Annotated in this window: 16 protein-coding genes; 8 read left to right on the top strand and 8 right to left on the bottom strand. The window is 52.6% G+C overall.

All coding sequences use genetic code 11. From position 1 onward, the window contains the following. Window positions 1-39 precede the first annotated feature (39 nt). Both IE117_RS02795 and IE117_RS02790 read left to right on the top strand, forming a co-directional pair. A complete protein-coding gene (locus IE117_RS02795) occupies window positions 40-1,428 on the top strand; it encodes a high affinity choline transporter 1 (RefSeq protein ID WP_189562821.1) in 1,389 nt (462 codons plus the stop codon). Then, complete coding sequence (locus IE117_RS02790) at window positions 1,425-2,270, top strand: polysaccharide deacetylase family protein (protein WP_189562820.1); 846 nt, start codon at window positions 1,425-1,427, stop codon at window positions 2,268-2,270. The genes IE117_RS02795 and IE117_RS02790 overlap by 4 nt, the downstream gene beginning before the upstream one ends. Window positions 2,271-2,322: 52 nt before the next feature. Here the strand turns inward: IE117_RS02790 and vapB are convergent, their stop codons facing one another. After that, on the bottom strand, window positions 2,323-2,538 hold the full coding sequence (gene vapB / locus IE117_RS02785) for a type II toxin-antitoxin system VapB family antitoxin (protein WP_189562819.1): 216 nt from the start codon (window positions 2,536-2,538) through the stop codon (window positions 2,323-2,325). Window positions 2,539-2,579: 41 nt separating this feature from the next. Beyond that, window positions 2,580-4,724 carry a DNA helicase RecQ gene (gene recQ, locus IE117_RS02780; RefSeq protein WP_189562818.1) on the bottom strand — a complete coding sequence of 715 codons (2,145 nt, stop codon included), beginning with the start codon at window positions 4,722-4,724 and terminating at the stop codon, window positions 2,580-2,582. 277 nt (window positions 4,725-5,001) lie between these two features. Between recQ and IE117_RS02775 the strand changes: the two genes are divergently transcribed. The 6 genes from IE117_RS02775 to IE117_RS02750 all read left to right on the top strand — a co-directional run bounded on the left by IE117_RS02775 (window position 5,002) and on the right by IE117_RS02750 (window position 10,215). After that, window positions 5,002-5,814 (top strand): carboxylesterase family protein, encoded by an 813-nt coding sequence (locus IE117_RS02775; RefSeq protein ID WP_189562817.1) that lies wholly within the window; start codon window positions 5,002-5,004, stop codon window positions 5,812-5,814. A 19-nt stretch (window positions 5,815-5,833) separates the two neighbouring features. Further along, a complete protein-coding gene (locus IE117_RS02770; protein ID WP_189562816.1) occupies window positions 5,834-7,288 on the top strand; it encodes an arylsulfatase in 1,455 nt (484 codons plus the stop codon). 4 nt (window positions 7,289-7,292) lie between these two features. Beyond that, window positions 7,293-7,811 carry a GNAT family N-acetyltransferase gene (locus tag IE117_RS02765; RefSeq protein WP_189562815.1) on the top strand — a complete coding sequence of 173 codons (519 nt, stop codon included), beginning with the start codon at window positions 7,293-7,295 and terminating at the stop codon, window positions 7,809-7,811. Beyond that, window positions 7,808-8,947, top strand: coding sequence for a cysteine desulfurase family protein (locus IE117_RS02760; protein ID WP_189562814.1), 1,140 nt, complete (start codon window positions 7,808-7,810; stop codon window positions 8,945-8,947). Before IE117_RS02765 ends, IE117_RS02760 begins: the two co-directional genes overlap by 4 nt. A 120-nt stretch (window positions 8,948-9,067) precedes the next feature. Next, on the top strand, window positions 9,068-9,364 hold the full coding sequence (locus IE117_RS02755; protein ID WP_189562813.1) for an SCP2 sterol-binding domain-containing protein: 297 nt from the start codon (window positions 9,068-9,070) through the stop codon (window positions 9,362-9,364). Window positions 9,365-9,426: 62 nt separating this feature from the next. Then, entirely contained in the window at window positions 9,427-10,215 is a 789-nt protein-coding gene (locus IE117_RS02750) for an SDR family oxidoreductase (RefSeq protein ID WP_189562812.1), read from the top strand. A gap of 107 nt (window positions 10,216-10,322) precedes the next feature. Here IE117_RS02750 and IE117_RS02745 read toward each other — a convergent pair whose 3' ends face one another. The 6 genes from IE117_RS02745 to IE117_RS02720 all read right to left on the bottom strand — a co-directional run bounded on the left by IE117_RS02745 (window position 10,323) and on the right by IE117_RS02720 (window position 18,393). Then, complete coding sequence (locus IE117_RS02745; protein ID WP_189562811.1) at window positions 10,323-11,333, bottom strand: aspartate-semialdehyde dehydrogenase; 1,011 nt, start codon at window positions 11,331-11,333, stop codon at window positions 10,323-10,325. Window positions 11,334-11,402: 69 nt separating this feature from the next. Next, on the bottom strand, window positions 11,403-11,975 hold the full coding sequence (locus IE117_RS02740; protein WP_189562810.1) for a 5-formyltetrahydrofolate cyclo-ligase: 573 nt from the start codon (window positions 11,973-11,975) through the stop codon (window positions 11,403-11,405). 56 nt (window positions 11,976-12,031) lie between these two features. After that, window positions 12,032-13,579, bottom strand: coding sequence for a bacillithiol biosynthesis cysteine-adding enzyme BshC (gene bshC, locus IE117_RS02735; protein ID WP_189562809.1), 1,548 nt, complete (start codon window positions 13,577-13,579; stop codon window positions 12,032-12,034). 23 nt (window positions 13,580-13,602) lie between these two features. Then, window positions 13,603-14,400: a sugar isomerase domain-containing protein gene (locus tag IE117_RS02730; protein WP_189562808.1), complete on the bottom strand. Its 798-nt coding sequence runs from the start codon at window positions 14,398-14,400 to the stop codon at window positions 13,603-13,605. An 85-nt stretch (window positions 14,401-14,485) separates the two neighbouring features. Further along, window positions 14,486-17,005: a M1 family aminopeptidase gene (locus tag IE117_RS02725; RefSeq protein ID WP_189562807.1), complete on the bottom strand. Its 2,520-nt coding sequence runs from the start codon at window positions 17,003-17,005 to the stop codon at window positions 14,486-14,488. 119 nt (window positions 17,006-17,124) lie between these two features. Then, window positions 17,125-18,393, bottom strand: a complete 1,269-nt coding sequence (locus IE117_RS02720) for a cation:proton antiporter (RefSeq protein ID WP_189562806.1) — start codon at window positions 18,391-18,393, stop codon at window positions 17,125-17,127. Window positions 18,394-18,525: the final 132 nt, after the last annotated feature.

Here is an 18,525-nt window from a genome sequence, read left to right as displayed (position 1 = left end):
CGTGAATAGCGGTTCTTTTTTAGCCCCGATTCGTACTACATGCTGGCAGCTTGCATTCTTGGCTACCTGGCCCTCAACCTGGGAATCGGTCTTTGGGCTTCACGGCGGGTTTCCACCACCCAGGACTTTGTACTGGCGGGGCGCAACTTGCCACTTCTTCTGGCAGCTTCGGCCACTTTCGCCACCTGGTTTGGTTCCGAAACCATCATGGGTGCTCCCGCTGAGTTTATTCAGCACGGAGTGCTGGGCGTCATCGAAGACCCCTTCGGAGCCGCGTTGTGTTTGTTTCTGGTTGGCCTATTCTTTGCCAGCCGTCTTTACAAAATGAACATCATTACATTCTGCGACTATTACCGGATTCGGTACGGTCGGCGAGCGGAGCTATTGTCGGCTTTACTCATCATTCCTTCGTATTTCAGTTGGATCGCTGCGCAGCTAATGGCGATGGGAATCGTACTGAAAATCGTACTGGGATGGTCGCTGACAGAGTGCATTCTGCTGAGTTCGGGCGTTGTGATCCTTTATACGGTCTGGGGCGGCATGTGGTCCATCTCGATCACGGATTTTCTACAAACCATCCTGATCATTTTAGGACTGAGCATTGTAGCTTTCATTCTCTATCAGAAAACGGGGGGCCTCGAGCGCATCACCGAAAAATTGCCTGACGGCTTCTTTCGTTTTTACCCCGAGTTCACTTTCAAGGGTTCGGTTGAGTACTTCGCGGCCTGGATCACGATCGGCCTGGGTTCCATCCCGCAACAGGACGTTTTCCAGCGGGTTATGTCAGCCCGGTCGGCCCAAACGGCCGTACGGGCTACGTTGATTTCTTCCTTCATGTACCTGAGCGTAGCCCTCATTCCGCTTTTTATCGCTCTCTGTGGCCATCTGCTATACCCTGAACTGGAGCAACAGGACGGGCAGATGATTATTCCGCAGATGGTTCTGCTGCACACAAGTTTGCCGTTGCAGGTCATGTTTTTCGGGGCTTTGGTTTCAGCTATTCTCAGCACCACAAGCAGCGCCATTATGGCCCCGGCGGCGGTCCTGGGCGAAAACGTCGTCAAGCTTTTCCGGCCGGAGCTCACCGACCGGCAACTTCTGCTGGTCATTCGTGTGGGCATTGTGGTGATTACGGCTGTCTGCATCTATATGGCCACCACCCGCGAGAGCATCTTCGAGCTCGTGGCCGAGTCCTCGGCTTTCAGCCTGGTTTCGCTATTCGTGCCGCTGGCCGCAGGAATCTATTGGCGGCGGTCCAACGAAGCGGGCTGTTTGCTTTCGATGGTATCAGGGCTGGGTGCCTGGCTTTTTTGTATTTGGCTGAAAACCGAATACCCGCCGTTGATCTATGGTTTGCTGGCAAGTACAGTAGGGATGCTGGCTGGCGTCTTTTTATATGGTAAGCCCCAACTGTTTCAAAACGTATGAAAACCAATCTGCTCTTTTTATTTATTTTTTGCGCCACGACCTGTTTGGCTCAAAAACTACCCGCGCGCCTTATCGTCCGCGGCGACGACATGGGATTTTCACACTCGGGCAATTTAGCTTTAGTAGAGTCGTACAAAAACGGTATCGAAACGTCCATTGAGGTGATCGTGCCCTCGCCTTGGTTTCCCGAGGCAGTACAGCTGCTCAAAGAAATCCCCACCGCCGATGTAGGCATTCACCTGGCTCTGACCAGCGAATGGGATTTGGTAAAGTGGCGGCCCCTGACGGCGGCGTCAAGCCTGGTAAATGAGGATGGTTATTTTTATCCCATGATTTTCCCTAACAAAAACTACCCCGGCCAGTCTATCTCCGAGAATAAATGGAAAATCGAGGACGTGGAGCGGGAATTCCGGGCGCAGATTGAAATGGCCTTGCGGCACATTCCGCGCATCAGCCATGTTTCGGCGCACATGGGTTGCGCGAATTTGTCGAAAGAAGTAGCGACAATGACCAAGCGGCTGGCGCAAGAATACAAAATCGATATCGACCCGGATGACTACGCCGTGCAGCGACTACCCATGGAGGGGCCACGCAACACGCCAGCGGAGAAAGCGCAAAGCTTTATAAATGCGCTTGACAAGGTACAACCCGACAAAACTTACCTCTTTGTGGAGCATCCCGGCCTGGACAACGCCGAACTACGCGCCATTCATCATATTGGGTATGAGAACGTCGCCGAAGACCGGCAAGGCGTGACGAATTTATTCACCGATCCGAAAGTAAAGGCGCTGATCGAAAAGAAAGGCATAAAATTAATTGGATACCAGGATTTGGTGAAGTAGTAATGTTATATTGTATAATAGAGAAAAGTGTGCGTATCAAGTAAATACCGCATCACATATAATCCTTGAAGTCAGCCAGTGGAGTATCGAAGTCCGGAGCAAGCTTATACCTCCCCTTCGAAATACCGAAAACCCTTTCCTTAGTATTAGACTTGTTTTCCAGTCTCCGTGTTTTTTCCTGTCGCAGGAACTGGGCAAAGTGAAGTACTTCCTGTTTTAGGCTCTCAGGAAGCTGTTGTATTTCGGATGACATCAATTCTTCGGTCATAACCCAAATTTGAATTTTCTTCAACAAATATAACAAAACATTCACGCCCCTTCCCGGATTGCCAGTGCCAGTCTGATCATCCCGTACTCGATTCGTTCACCCAGATGCTCGAACAAGGGGGCCAGCGGATCGCCAGGCTTGAAGTTGAGTTCGTCAGCGGCAGTCAGTACTTCGGCGTAGGTGCGGTCCGAAATGAGCGGGCGAAGCTGGATATCGTGGCCTTCGTCGCGTAGTTTTACCAGATGCGCCACTACGGTGGAGGTAGTTAGGCCACGCTGTTGGGCAATGTCATCGAGGGTAAAGCCCTTTTCGTAGAGTTCGTGCGTCATGAGGTAAGTCATCCCCTTCACTACGCGGGTGCCGGGTTTGGTATTTTCTTTGGCAAACTTCACAATTTCGGCTACGAAGGCCTCGCCGTAACGCCGGTACTTTTCGGTACCTACACCTGATACTTCCAGCATCTGTGCTTCCGAGACAGGCCGCTTCTGAGCCATTTCGGAGACAGTCTTGTCCGAAAAAATCACGTAAGGCGGCACATTGAGAGCGTCGGCCATCTGCTTGCGAAGCAGGCGTAGCTGCTCGAACAACGCGTCTCGGATAATCTCCTGTTTGGGTTTTTCCTTAGGTACAAGGGCTTCTTCGCGGGCTTTTCGCTCGGAGAACGGAATGTACCTGGCCAGTTCCAGCGTCTTGCCTTCTTTTAGGATCTGCCAGCTTAGAGCGTTGAGTTTAAAAGCATGGCCTTCGTCGTAGGCAATGTCCATCACTCCCGAGTTGAGCATCTGGCTCAAGTACTCGGCCCATTCGTCGCCACGCAGGTCGCGCCCCACGCCGAAGGTCGGCAGTCGGTCGTACCCGCGATCGAGCAGGGCACGGTTGCGGCTACCGCGCAGAATGTCGATCAGCATTCCCATCGCCACGCGCTCACCGGTGCGGGCAATGCCCGAAAGCGCCTTTTGAGCCAGCAAAGTACCGTCGAATCGGGTGCGGGGGTTCTGGCAGACATCGCAATTGCCGCAGTCTTTCTCCACAGCTTCGTTGAAGTAGCTGAGCAGAATGCGCCGGCGGCAGAGATCAGCCTCGGCGTACTGCTTCATGCGTTCAAGTTTAGCCCGCAACAGTTCCTTTTGATCATTGGATTGCTCCGAATTGTTGATCATGTCCTGCCGCATGACGATGTCCTGGTAACCGTAGAAAAGTACCGTGTCGGCGGGGGCACCATCGCGGCCTGCCCGTCCAATTTCCTGGTAAAAACTCTCGACATTGGGTGGCAGATTATAGTGGATCACCCAGCGGACATTCGATTTGTCGATCCCCATGCCGAAGGCAATCGTGGCGACGATGATCTGAATGTCGTCGTTCAGAAATTGCTCCTGCACCTTGGAACGCTTGGAGGCTGACAAACCGGCGTGGTAGCAATCGGCTCGGAAGTCACGATTCTGGAGCGAAGCGGCCACCGTCTCGGTAGTCTTGCGGCTCAGGCAGTAGATGATGCCCGGCTGGTTGGGGTGTTTTTTCAGAAATTGTTCGATCTGCGGCAGCCGTTTGCGGCTTGGAAGTACCGTCAGGCTAAGATTAGGCCGGTCGAAACTAGCCACGAAAGTCGGGGCCTTCTTCACACCTAACTGCCCCAGAATGTCGCGCCGCGTCACGCGGTCGGCCGTGGCGGTGAGGGCAATGACCGGCACGCCGGGAAAATGGTTTTTAAGCGAGGAGAGTTGCCGGTACTCCGGCCGGAAATCGTGCCCCCAGGACGAGATGCAGTGCGCCTCGTCCACGGCAAAAAGCTGCACGTTCCAGCTTTTGAAAAGCTCCATCGTGTTGCCCGAAAACAGCCGCTCGGGAGCCACGTACAGTAGTTTTAATTCTCCCAATTTGGCCTTCCAGAACACCGAATCCTGTTCGCTGCTGCTCAGACTGGAATTAAGATAAGCCGCCTCAATCCCATTGGCGCGGAGGGCTTCCACCTGATCTTTCATCAAAGCTATAAGCGGGGAAATGACTACCGTCAGCCCTTCCTGCAATAAAGCGGGCACCTGATAGCAAACCGACTTTCCCCCACCCGTAGGCATCAGTACCAGACAATCCTGACCGCGCAGGACCGTGTCGATGATTTCGGCCTGCTGCGGCCGAAAAGTGTCGTATCCGAAATATTGTTTGAGGGCTTGTTCTTTAGTTAATGGCATTTTTATAGGTCAGCGTTCCGATGTTCAACGTTCTCAGAAGCTGTTTGAGTTCTTGGAATAATATCTGGGAGAATTCCCGGTGCGAGCCGGTCTGAGCACTCTTCAATAAGTAGCTCTCGAAACAAAATACCCACTTTTTCCCAAAACTACCTAGTCAGTTTGCGTCCGTGTTGCGCAAGATCACGGCTGACGGCGTTTCAATCGATTAAAATGTATTTTTGGGTAAAAGGAATCTAAAATTCTCTTTTTGTCCCTAACTGTTTTATTTGAGATGACCATGAAAAACAACGCTATTGCTCGATTTGCCGTACTGCTACTCCTACTCTCCGGCTACAAATTTTCCTACGCACAGGATTTAAGCCAATACGAGAAGCGGGAGTTCAAGACCGCTGATGGAAACACGCTCCCCTACCGCCTGCTGTTTCCAGAAAATTATGACAAGAGCAAAAAGTACCCTCTCATCCTGTTTCTGCACGGGGCCGGGGAGCGCGGTACCGACAACGAGAAACAGCTCGTTCACGGAGGCAAAATGTTCCTAGAAGCACAAAACCGCGAAAAATTCCCGGCTATCGTGATCGCGCCACAGTGCCCGCCGGAAAGTTACTGGGCTTCGGTAAAGGTGGACCGCGACAAACGGCCCATGACGTTTGAATTCGATTATCAACGGCCATCGAACTGGCCGCTGGTAGCAGCATACGATTTGGTAAAACAAGTAGTTGGAGAAGAAAGCGTGGACAAGCACCGGCTGTACATCATGGGATTGTCGATGGGCGGCATGGGCACATTCGAGCAAGTCTACCAGCACCCCAAAACCTTTGCCGCCGCCGCGCCCATCTGCGGTGGAGCCGACGTGCAGGCCTACGACAAGCGCGTCCGCAAAACGCCCTTTTGGGTTTTCCACGGTGATGCCGACTCGGTAGTTCCTGTGGAGAACTCACGGCGAATGGTCGATAAACTCAAAGCCTTGAAAGTACCCGTCCAGTACACCGAATATCCGGGCGTCAACCACAATAGTTGGGATAATGCCTTTGCGGAACCGCAACTACTGCCCTGGCTCTTCTCTCACTCCCGCCGCAAAGTAAAGTTGTGAAACTACGTAACCTACGCTTATGAAATCCCCAAAAATCACCTTTATAGTATCAATCCTGTTTATAGTATCAATCCTGGCTGGCCTGGGTATCCTTGCTTTCATTCCAAAAGCAAGCCCAAAAGTCGTTAAGCCCAATATTGTTTATATCATGGCCGACGATCTCGGCTACGGCGATGTGGGCGCATACGGTCAAGAGAAAATCAAGACGCCCAACCTGGATCAAATGGCCGCCGACGGACTGCGCTTTACAAGTTTTTACGCCGGAAGTACTGTCTGCGCCCCGTCGCGATGTTCGCTCATGACGGGTAAACACACCGGACACAGCTACATCCGGGGTAACGGCGAGATTCCCCTTCGTCCTCAGGATAAAATATTGCCGCAATACTTACAGGAGCAAGGGTACACCACAGGTATGTTTGGCAAGTGGGGCTTGGGCGACATGAACACTACCGGAATGCCCGATCTGAAAGGCTGGAGTAAGTTTACTGGCTTTCTGCATCATGTGGAGGCGCACTTTCAGTTCCCCGGCATTGTGTGGAATTTTGTTCAGGGCAATAAGCCGATACGCGAACGGGTCCGAACCGAGGGCGGACAGAGTAGTTTTGCGAATGATTACATAGAGGAAAGAGCCTTGGAATTCATCGACAAAAACAAGGAGAAGCCATTTTTTCTTTATCTATCGCTAACCATTCCCCACGCCGAACTGGTCACGACAAATAAAATACTGAGCCGATACCAGGACAAAGACGGCAACAGTGTTTTTGCTCCCGAAAAACCTTACCCCGGCCTGCACTACGGCGGACAAATGCAGCCCCGAGCCGCCTACGCTGCCGTAGTGAGCCGCATCGACGATTACGTGGGTGATGTCCGCGCCAAACTCGCCGAATTGGGTCTGGCCGAAAACACGCTGATTTTTTTCACCAGCGACAACGGCACTCACGTAGAAGGGGGTCGCGACCACGATGACGTGGAGTTCTTCCGGAGCAGCGGCCCGCTACGCGGAGTGAAGCGCGACATGTACGAAGGCGGCATCCGTGTCCCCGGAATCGCGTGCTGGCCAAGCACCATCCAACCCGGCCAAATCACCGACTTCGCCACCGCCAACTGGGACTGGTTGCCCACGCTATTGGAATTGAGCGGCAGTCCGGCCAAGCCGACGGCTTTGGACGGCACGTCGCTAGTGTCTTTATTAAAAAAGAACGAAGCTCCCAAAGCCGCCACTAACCGCACGCTCTACTGGGAATTCCACGAGCGAGGTTTTTCGCAGTGCCTTCGCCAGGGCGATTGGAAAATCGTGCGTTTCGTCGAAACAGGCCAACCTACCAAAACTGAACTCTACAACTTGGCCGACGACCTGGGCGAACAGAACGACCTCGCCCCCACGCAGCCCGCCGAGTTACAACGTATGACCAAACTGCTGGACGCCGCCCGCACCAGATCGGTGCACCCGGCATTCGTGACGGCGGGCTATTGAGTTGATGAAAAACGCCTCTTCCACCCTATCTCTCCGGCCAGCCACGCCTGACGACCTGTCGCTTCTAAAGCAATGGGACGAACAACCCCATGTACTGGAGTCCGACCCCGACGACGACTGGCAATGGGAAACGGAACTGCAGCGTTCACCCGTATGGCGGGAGCAATTGATCGCCGAGCTGGAAGGCCGTCCGATTGGTTTTGTGCAAATCATCGATCCCAGATTGGAAGACACCCGTTATTGGGGGGACGTACCGGATGGTCGCAGAGCCATCGATATATGGATCGGCGAGGCATCCGACCTGGGAAGAGGATACGGTACCCAAATGATGCGGCTGGCTCTTGACCGATGCTTTGCCATCCCCACGGTAGACTCCGTCTGGGTAGACCCGCTGGAAACCAATACCCGTGCGCACAGGTTTTACGAACGTATTGGCTTTGAGTTTGTTGAAAAAAAGAGATTTGACGATCAGGACTGCTCGATCTATCAGATAAAACGTAAGACTTATTCAAATATACCTTGACTCCACCCATCTACCTCGACTATAACGCTACCACGCCCGTAGATCAGCACGTATTGAAAGAGATGCTGCCCTGGTTCACGGAGCGTTTTGGTAACGCCGCCAGCCGCACCCACCTCTACGGCTGGGAAGCTGCCGATGCCGTGGCCGACGCCCGGCAGCAAGTAGCGAAGCTGATCGGCGCGACGGAGAAAGAAATAATCTTTACCAGCGGGGCCACTGAATCCAATAATCTGGCGTTGAAGGGTGCCTACGAAGCAGCGGGCGCAGAACGGCGGCATATCATCACGGTAGTTACCGAACACAAGGCCGTGCTGGACGCCTGTCAGCATCTTGAAGCCTTAGGAGCTGAAATAACCTACCTTACGGCCGCTCCCGACGGACTCATCAACCTTCGCCAAATCGAGCAAGCCCTGCGGCCGGATACTTTGCTGGTATCTGTCATGTATGCCAATAATGAAATTGGCGTTATCCAGCCCATTGCCGACATCGGGGCACTGTGCCGGGCAAATGGGGTATTTTTCCACACCGATGCCACCCAGGCGGCGGGCAAAATCACCGTTGGCGTAGAGTATGACTGCGTAGATTTGCTAAGTCTGTCGGCGCACAAACTTTACGGCCCCAAAGGGGTCGGGGCTTTGTTTGTGCGCAAAGGCACCAATTTGACGGCACAGCTGGATGGTGGCCGCCACGAGCGCGGGCTACGGTCAGGTACTTTGAACGTGCCGGGTATTGTGGGTTTTGGCAAAGCCTGTCGTTTGGCCGCCGCCACCATGCCCACTGAGCGTGAAAGGCTTAAGACCTTACGCGATCAGCTAGAAAAGGAAATTCTGGAAACCGTAGCCGATGTGCGCATCAATGGTAACCAGGAAAAGCGTCTACCGCAAACTACCAACCTTTCCTTCGAAGGCGTGGATGGGGAAGCTTTGTTAATGGCCTTTAACCGCATTGCAGTTTCTAACGGCTCGGCCTGCACCTCGGCTTTGGTTGAACCTTCTTACGTGCTGAAAGCATTGGGTGTCCCCGACGACCTGGCCCATGCGTCAGTGCGGTTTAGTTTGGGACGATTTACTACAGAGGAAGAGATTGCAGAGACGATCCAGCACGTGCAAGAGGTTGTGGCGCGGCTGCGGGCGTGAAGATTCAGATCCTGTCTTTGAATAATAGAAGCTTATAGGTTTGTTTAAAAGAGACAGTCAGTTTTTCTCGCACATTGCTTATACTTGTAAAAAATCAGTTTACCATTAATCCCCAGCTTCATGAGCCTGAATACCCTGACCGACCGAATCCGCACCGTCGTCGGCACCGATAGTGACACCAAAGCCAAAGTAAAGTTCGAAACCGACGAAGGTTTTGTTTTTATAGACACAACCCAAGTACCCAATGTCGTCGCCAACGAAGACAAAGACGCCGATTGCACCCTGAAAATATCTACCAACAACGCCCTGAAAATGCTGGATGGTGACCTGAATCCAATGATGGCCTACATGACAGGCAAGCTGAAAATTGAAGGCGACATGGGTGTGGCGATGAAGATCGCGCAGACGTTCAGTTAGGCGTCCTTCGATTCTACTCAGGCGCTTCTATAACTATTATCCACTCGCAACTTTCCACTACATTGAATCTCGACCTCACCGGAAAAACCGCCATCGTTTGCGGTAGTACCCAAGGCATTGGCCTTGCCTCCGCCATCGAATTAGCCCTACTGGGCGCCAACGTCACTCTCATGGCGCGTGACGAACAAAAATTAAAGGAAGTCGTGGATACGCTCGACACGTCGCTCGGTCAGATCCACCGCTTTGTCGTGGCCGACTTTATGGATAATGCGGGTGTCAAGACTTCCATCGACGAGTACCTGCGACTGGTACCTGACGTGCATATTCTGATCAACAACACGGGCGGCCCGGCGGGTGGAGCCATTCTGGACGCCGAGACGGATCAATTCCAGCAGGCTTTCCAGATGCACCTTGTCAACAACCAAATCCTGACGCAATCTGTGGTACCCGCCATGAAAAATGCCCGGTTCGGCCGCATCGTCAACATTATAAGTACCTCCGTGAAGCAACCCATTGTGGGTCTCGGCGTGTCCAATACCATCCGGGCAGCGGTGGCCAACTGGGCCAAGACCATGTCGCTGGAACTGGGCCGTTATGGTATTACGGTGAACAATGTACTACCGGGCTATACCAAAACCGGCCGCCTGGATGCGGTGCTCAACATGAGGGCCGAAGCCCAGGAACGAACACCCGAAGACTTGGCCGCCCAGATGCAGGCCGAGATTCCGGTAGGACGCTTCGCCGAGGCAGAAGAGGTAGCTGCGGCCGTGGCCTTTTTATGTAGTCCGGCTGCCGCGAGCATTAGTGGCATCAACATTCCGGTGGATGGCGGAAAGACAGGGAGTTTGTAAACAGCCTACACCCGCTGAAAAGCATCCTGATCAATAGAAAAAAGCCGCTCCTGATCTCAGCAGGAGCGGCTTTTCGAATTATTGGTATCAGATTGTTAAAGACAAACTTACACTTTTTCGGCTACATCCACCAAATCGTGTTGCACGAGGTACTCAGCGATCTGCACAGCATTGGTTGCCGCACCCTTGCGCAGGTTGTCAGACACTACCCACAGGTTAAGCGTCTTGGGCTGAGTTTCGTCGCGGCGGATGCGGCCCACGAAAGTGTCGTCTTTACCATGCGCGGTTAGCGGCATAGGGTAAACGAAGTTTTTGGGATCGTCCTGCAGTACCACACCATCGGCATTGCTCAGGAGCTCGCGTACTTCATCCAAGTCGAACTCATTCTCAAACTCAATATTAACCGCCTCTGAGTGACCGCCCATAGTCGGGATGCGCACGGCGGTGGCGGTAACAGCAATGCTGTCGTCGCCCATGATCTTCTTGGTTTCGTTGGTCATCTTCATCTCCTCCTTGGTATATCCATTGTCAAGGAAGACGTCGATATGCGGTAGCACGTTGAGGTCGATCGGATGCGGGTACACCTTCTTGACCGTGTCGTCGCCCCTGCGCTCGGCAAAGAGTTGATCCACGGCTTCCTTCCCAGTACCCGTCACCGACTGATAAGTCGAAACTACCACCCGCTTGATCTTGTATTTTTGGTGCAAAGGATTCAGAACCAGCACCATTTGAATAGTGGAGCAGTTCGGATTGGCAATAATTTTGTCTTCGGGGGTCAGCGTGTTAGCGTTGATTTCCGGCACGACCAACTTCTTGGTAGGGTCCATGCGCCAGGCAGAAGAATTGTCTACCACGGTAATGCCCGCAGCGGCGAATTTGGGGGCCAGTTCCAGCGAAGTACCGCCGCCAGCCGAGAAAATCGCCACTGCCGGTCCGGCCTTGATCGCGTCCTGGTAGCTGACCACTTTCACCTGTTTACCCTTGAACGTGATTTCCTTGCCAACAGAACGTTCAGAGGCCACGGGCAGTAACTCCGTCACCGGAAAATTACGCTCGGCCAGTACTTTAAGGATTTCGCTGCCTACCAGTCCGGTAGCGCCTACGACTGCGATTTTCATTTTAGTAAAATGGTTTTAGTAAAAATTGGGGGCAAAAGTACAAAAAAATCTTTCAGAGAGTAGTTAAAATCAACTGTTCCAGTGGTATATATTAGTAGGTGTCACACAATAGTTCAGCTTCACGTCCCATTCGTCTGCATCTTCAATTTCCTCAATCGCTTCGAAAGCGGAGAGCCCGATTTTAAGCGTGTCGGGTCGGCATTGGGCCAGGAAGCGATCGTAGAAACCGCCGCCATACCCTACGCGGTGTCCTTTTTGGTCAAAGGCTAGCAAGGGTACTAGTACTGCATCAATCGCCTGTATTTCTACCGGTTGAGAAGTACCGGCACCGGGTTCTTCAATTCCCCAGCGGTTAGAGATCAATACTGTTTCGTCGTTCCAGAGGTAGTTTTGTAATTTGCTGGTACCGGGAATCATGCGGGGCGCGGCCCACTGTATAGATGGAAGTTGAATTCGCAGGAGCTGGCGAATACCCTTTGTATCGACCTCGCTTCTTGTCCGACAGCCTACGAAAGAATGGACGAGGCTGATTGAGCTTCCAGACAACACTTCTCTTAGCCTGGCGGCGATCCGCTCATTGTCGGCCAGATTCGTGACTGCCCTTTTCTTCAGGAAAATTTCTCGAATCTCTTTTTTCTTCACCTTACTGAACGCAAATCACTCAAAAGTCTGGCATACGCTGCGGTTAGCCTCGCTGCCTATTCTTCCAAAACATTAAACTTGAAATCCAGAGGGTCGAAGTGTTCGAGGAGAATCGAAATGAAATTCCGATTGTTGAGGTAAAAATTCAGGAAATTATCGTGGCGCTCTTGCGCTGAACCGTTGGGAAAGAACGTATCCAGCAGGTTCTGCAATTGTCCGACCTGAATGTCGTGTTTTTTCTCCTCGGCCCGCCGAATCCGCTTTTCCAGTTTTTCCAGCGAGTTGAATAGTCTCGCCCGCTCGGCCAACACGGCTTTTTCCATCGTCACATCCACGTCCAGCGCTTTGTTTACCACCTTGGCAAGTACCTCGGCGAACGCGTACTTTTCCAGATCCAGCGACAGCGGGTATTCCGATATCCGCTCGACCAGATCGTGTTTTAATTGGTGTTTCTCCTTAAAAATATCTCCGTAGGATAAATCAAGTTTTTCCAGCCGATGACGACTGGCGGCGTCGACGTACAAGGCAAAATTGCGTGGAATCAGCATCGGGAAGGGTACGACGAAATGATCAAACACTCCTTTCAACTGCAACCAGTAGGGCACCTCCGATGGTCCGCCGATGTAGGCCAGGTTCGGCAGAATAATTTCTTCGTACAATGGCCTGAGTACTACGTTCGGGCTGAACCGCTCGGGATACTCGTTCATTTCCTGCCGGATTTCTTCGTCCGTAAATTCCAGCCTGGTGTTCAGAACATTGAAAGTACCATCCTGCCGGATGATACGCTCGCGCAGCCCGTCGGTCAGGTAAAACAGATTGATTTCCCGCGCGTGAACGGGCGTGTGGTAGCCCAGCCCTTCCAGTTCCCGGGTAGTCTCTTCCACCAAACGGCTGGAATTCTGGTTGAAAAGTTCATCTTCAATGACAGGCAGTAAGTGTTTTTTCAAAGCCGGGTCATCGGCATCAACCGTTATGAGCCCCTCCGCACCGAATAGCTCGTGCATGTAACATCGGGCCGCATCCGCCAGCGTTTTGTTTTCGAGGTAGGCTTTCTCGAATAGCGGCGCCGACTCGGGCAACGTGTTCAACACGGTTTCCAGTTCCTGTGGGTCGAGACGCCCCACCGCCCCCACATGGTCGCCGGGCCAGGTGTATTTCCTGCCAAAGAGATTGAAGGAAGCGATTTCCTCAAAATCATGGTCTTCGGACGCCATCCAGTAAACGGGTACGAAGTTGTACTCGGGATAATTTTCTTTCAGCGTTCGCGCCAGATTGATCGTGGTGACGACCTTGTAAATCACGTACAGCGGCCCGGTAAAGATATTCAGCTGGTGGCCCGTGGTAACAGTGAAGGTACTTTCGTCCAGTAAAACGCTGAAATCGGGCGCATCCGCGATGCCTTTGTACTGCCTCGTCAGCACTTCCACCAACGTTTGCCGCTTGGCTGAGTCGAAACCGGCGCGTTGGTCAATTGCTTTTCCAGCTTCATCAACACTGGGAAATACGCTGTAAAATGCCTTCAATTCCGGTTTTTGGTCCAGATAATCGAGCAGAAGCGGCGGAAACTGGCCGGTGTCGCGCAAAGCAACGGAATGTAATTTCATCGATCAGGTCAAAAATGGGTTCATCACAATTTGGGCCGTTGTCCCTGCCCTACTTTTTCGTAAAGTCTGGCCAATCGGTGGGCGTGTTCATCGTAGGCCGACTCGAACAATTCGACGGCTTTTTCCGCGCCAACTACCACGCCCGCGCTGAGTACTTTGGGCGGCTGCCCGGCCTCGGTGAGCAATCGGGCCACTTCGGCCTTAATGCAGTTGACCAGCATCGCGCCGCCGATGGTACTTCCCGGGGCAACGGGAGTGTCCAGATCTGGAATACTCACCATCGCGTCGCCGACGGGGGCGCCCGTGTCGAGAATCAGGTCGGCAAAATCGCCCAGTTTTTTTCCGTCGGTGCGTTTAGAGGTACTTTGGCTGGAATGCGCACTGGTAATCAAAGCTACGACTTTTACGCCGCTTTTCTGAAACAGCTCCGCCATTTCGATCGGTACGACATTGCAGCCGCTCGACGAAATGACCAGAGCGGCATCCTTCTCCGACAAATCGAAATTGCGCAGGATACGGTCGGCCAGGCCGGGGACATTCTCCAGAAACATCGCCTGCCGCTGTCCATTGGCTCCCACCACTAGGTTATGGAAGGTTAAAGAAAGCTCCACGATTGGGTTAAAGCCTGGAAAAGAACCATAACGCGGCCACATTTCCTCGACCATGATCCGGCTATGGCCACTACCAAAGACGTGCACCATCCGCCCCGCCAGGATGCTGTCGGCAAACCAGCGCGCGGCCTTTTGGATTTCCGGTTTCTGGCTTTCGACGGTGTCGGTGATTGAGCGGCATTTGTTTAAGTAGTCTTGAATGACGTCCATTCTGCGGTTGATTTGTGTACTTGCTTGTAGGGCTGGATAGCCACTGCTGCGAACCAATAGATTTCTTCTTATAAATCCGATAGCCTCAATTCACAATCCTCTCAGCCCGGAAAAGGTTATCGGCGGATTGCAGGAGTTTGGCTTTCAGGCGTGGATTATAGTTGGGGTGTTCCTGCAGGAAACTTCTGACGATCCGCTCGGCTTCCGTCGATTGGTACGAACCCAATGTAGCCCGGAGCCAGGCTTCGGGGAAAAAGATGTCGCCTGTTTTTTGAATCTCTTCCAGTAAATCCAGGCTCGGGCGCAGGTACTTTTGAGAAGCCTCTATCCGCAACGGATGGTGCAGATATCCCAAAGCCGCCGTCACCCAGGATTCGTGTTCACGGTTTTTCTCTTCTTTTAAAGAATTGAAGAAAGCGTCCCTTTCCGAAACATCAGCCGACAGAGCGGGCAGCATAAATTCCAGCCGTTTTTTGCGGTCAGGATTCTTGACACGGGTCAGTTGTTGTTCCAGAATATTTTTTGCAGAAATGTCAGAAGTACCATACTCCCGCACGGCCAGTGCCAGGGCCAGCGACGTGTAGTCGTCTTCGGTAAGTGTGACGCCCGCCGGGGCCTGCTGGGTTCTCCAGATTTCGTAGAGGCGATCTTTGGCTTCCTGGCTTTCAGCAATGTTCTGGTAAAGCTTAAAGACGATTTTTTTCTTGTTGCCGTCCTCGATCCGTGATAGCGCTTCCCACACCTTCTTTTCCAGATAGTCTGCCCAGGCTTTGCGTGCCTCGGGCTTCATGAATTGCCAGAAAATATGGGAAAGCTGGTCAGTGATCAAGTCCAGACTCAACTCCTCTGTTTCCTTGTCCAGCATCTTCACGTACAGATCGGCCAGCAGGGTGGGCGGGATCGCCGGATTTTTATTGAGCATATTTTCGTACAAACTGATGTAAGCAGAGGCACGCATCAGTGGGCTGGCGATCGCGGGTAGTTGCACGACCATATTCCGGCTCATGGGGAAAAGGCCATAGCCCTGTCCCGAAGAATTCATCAGGATATCCAGCGGCATGTCGCGCCCAACTACCTCCGGCACCAAGACCGTATCAGCGTTCATGTTGACCGTCAGCTCCTCCACCCTATCCCGGTAAATGAGGGCTATTTCAAAGTACTGAGGCCAAGTCCGGTCAAACTCGTCCTCACTCTGCTGGGTGATGGTCAGGTTGGTAATTTTCCCGGCGGAAGCATTTAAGTTGTAATCGAAGCGAGGCCGCCCCGTTTCGTTCACCCATACCTTGTTCCAGGCGGCGAGGTCGATGGGGGTGTATTTATCAAGAATCGCGATCAGATCGGGCCAGGTGGCGTTGCCGTAAGCGTATTTTTTCAGGTACTCGCGCAGGCCATCACGCAGGGCATCGGGCCCCATAAGGCGCTCGAGTTGGCGCATCATGATGGGCGCTTTGTGGTAGATAATCGGTCCGTACATTGTCCCGGCCTGATTCAGGTTGTCGAGCGGCTGACCGATGGCATTGGGTCCTTCGGTACGATCCACGCCGTAGGCCGTCGGGAAGTGTGAAATCAGGAACTCGAGATCGTAGTTGCTCAGTGGCTGCGCAACCTTGGCGATTTTGTCAGCCATGAAATTAGCAAAGACCTCTTTCATCCACACATCGTTGAACCAGCGCATCGTTACCAGATCGCCAAACCACATGTGGGCTGTTTCGTGGGCCAGTAGTTTGATGCGGCTCATTTTCTGGTTGCGTGTTGCTCCTTTATCCAAAAACAAACTTGCCGCCTTGTACTGAATAGCCCCCGCATGTTCCATGCCACCGTACTGGAAATCAGGAATGGCCGCGAAGTCGAATTTCTGGAAAGGGTACTTTATCTGCGTGTAGTCTTCCATGAAGCCCAATGCGTCGGCGTGGGTTTCAAAGATCGGATCCAGGCTGAGCCGGATTTTGGAAGTATCCGTTTCGCGGTGATACAGCGTCATTTCGCGTCCACCGGGCGTCCGCGCCACACGATCAAACTTGCCGGCGACAAAAGAGAAAAGGTAAGTCGGCAGAAGGTCGGAGGGATGGAAATGATAGCTTTTCTGCATTCTTGAAATCACGCTATCGCGCAAAGGAGCATTAGACACAGAAATCCAATCCGCCGGAACGGTTAGTGATAGTTCGAAGCTGGCCTTCAAATCAGGCTGGTCCAAGCAGGGAAACACCGTGCGGGCGCGGTCAGGGACGAGCAGAGTGTAGAGATACTCGGCATTGCGGTTGAGCGACAAGTCCCCGGCGATGAAGTCAATGTCCACCGTATTCTTTCCTTTTTTCAGGTACTCCGCCGCGATCTGAACATGCTCCTTCTCAAAAACAAGGGGCACGTCCTTGCCGTTGACCCGAATTTTCTGGAGATGATCCTCCTTTTCCTTGAAATCGATCGAAAGTGAGTTGGTGTTTTTCTGCCAATCAAAGGTGATCCTTTCTGTGGCGGGAATAGGGCTGTCTTTCTGCGCGGGAATGTCGAATGAAAGCTTGTAGGTGATGTTGCTCAGCACCTGCTTCCGGTTGCGGGCCAGCGCTTCCGAAACTCCTTCCTGCAAATCAACGGAATCGATGGGCATGCGATGACACGAGAAGCACAGAAGTGCTATGGTGAAAAGACACAAAGCGGTCCGGCACAAAGTAGTTGTATTGGATAGTGAGTGCAAAGTTTCTGAACATTCGGGGGCTGACCCGCAAGTTACGGCTCCTTAGCGGGCAAATCAACCTCCTCGGCGGGCTGTCCGGCAAATTTCTCCTCGATCTTTTTCATGCTGATAGCTGCGGTGACACCATGCGTAATCAGCGAAACCAACACTGTGAAGGCGGCCATCGACCAAATCTCGCGGGCATTGGCGAAATTGACTTCTGCCAGAGCAAAGGATAGATAGAAAAATGAGCCGATGCCTTTAATCCCAAAAAACGATATGGCTCCTCTTTGTAACGGATGCAAATCCGTCCCCAATAGCCCCAGGTACCCCGCCACGGGACGAACGACGAAAACAAAAACCAACCCCAGGACAACCATTTGTCCCGACAATTCTTCCAGTACACCGCTGACCAGGCTGCCTCCAAAAAGAATAAGCACGATCGCCACCAGAATACGCTCGATCTGATCGGTGAAAGAATGCAGCTGATTGTGAAATTCGTGCTGCATCTCGGAGTTACGTAGTGTCACCGCGCCAATAAACACAGCCATAAAACCATACGCATGAAGCATTTCAGTGAAGGCGTAAATGACCAACGTCGCTGCCAGGGCGATGAAGCCGTTGTTCATTTCAATAATGCTTTTTTTGCTGGATTTCCGGAAAATGAGAAATGCCAGCAACCGCCCCAGCAAGTACCCCACCACCGCGCCAACGATAATGCGGTAAAAAAAATCAGTGAGCAGCCAGTCGGTAAGGCTGCCTTCGCCGGTACCGGCGATTTGGGCCAGTACGATTGCCAGCCAGGTAAAGGGGAACGCCAGGCCGTCGTTGAGTCCGGCTTCGGCGGTGAGAGCGAACTTCACGTCATTACGCTCATTTTCCTGTGGTTCGCCTACCTGGACGTCTGCCGCCAGTACGGGATCGGTGGGAGCCAGCACTGCGCCAAGCAACAGAGCCGAAGCCAGATCAAACTGCAGGAACTGCCATGCCAGCAGGCTAATGGCGGCAATGCTCAGAAGCATGGTGACACTCACCAGTCGCAGAGGCAGGTTCCAGTTTTTGAAAGAAAAAGGGCGGTCGATTTTCAAACCTGTTCCCATCAGCGAAATAATGACAACCAACTCGGTCAAATGCACGGTGTACTCCTGCTTGCGGATGGGATCAGGCAAGGGCAAACTATCACCAAAAATGTACAAAACGCCCCCCAATAGCACGTACAGAATAGCGTAGGAAATTTTGGTTTTCTCAGTGATGGCGGGCATCCAGGCCATGGCTAGCGAGGCAAGACCGACAATAAGCAGTACAATGACATAAGTATCCATCAAGTTGTTGGTTTATCCGCTCTGGTGACCATGATAAAATTTCGGTTCTGTCAGGAACAACAACTACGCTGCAAGGTTGTTACTTCCTGATAATAAAGTTTTTTGTCGGGCGTAGGGGGATCGGGGGATTTA

The sequence above is a fragment of the Persicitalea jodogahamensis genome (assembly GCF_014651615.1).
GTDB classification, from domain to species: Bacteria; Bacteroidota; Bacteroidia; order Cytophagales; family Spirosomataceae; genus Persicitalea; species Persicitalea jodogahamensis.
Note: the sequence above shows the minus strand (reverse complement) of the source record. Positions and strands in the feature narration are given on the sequence as shown.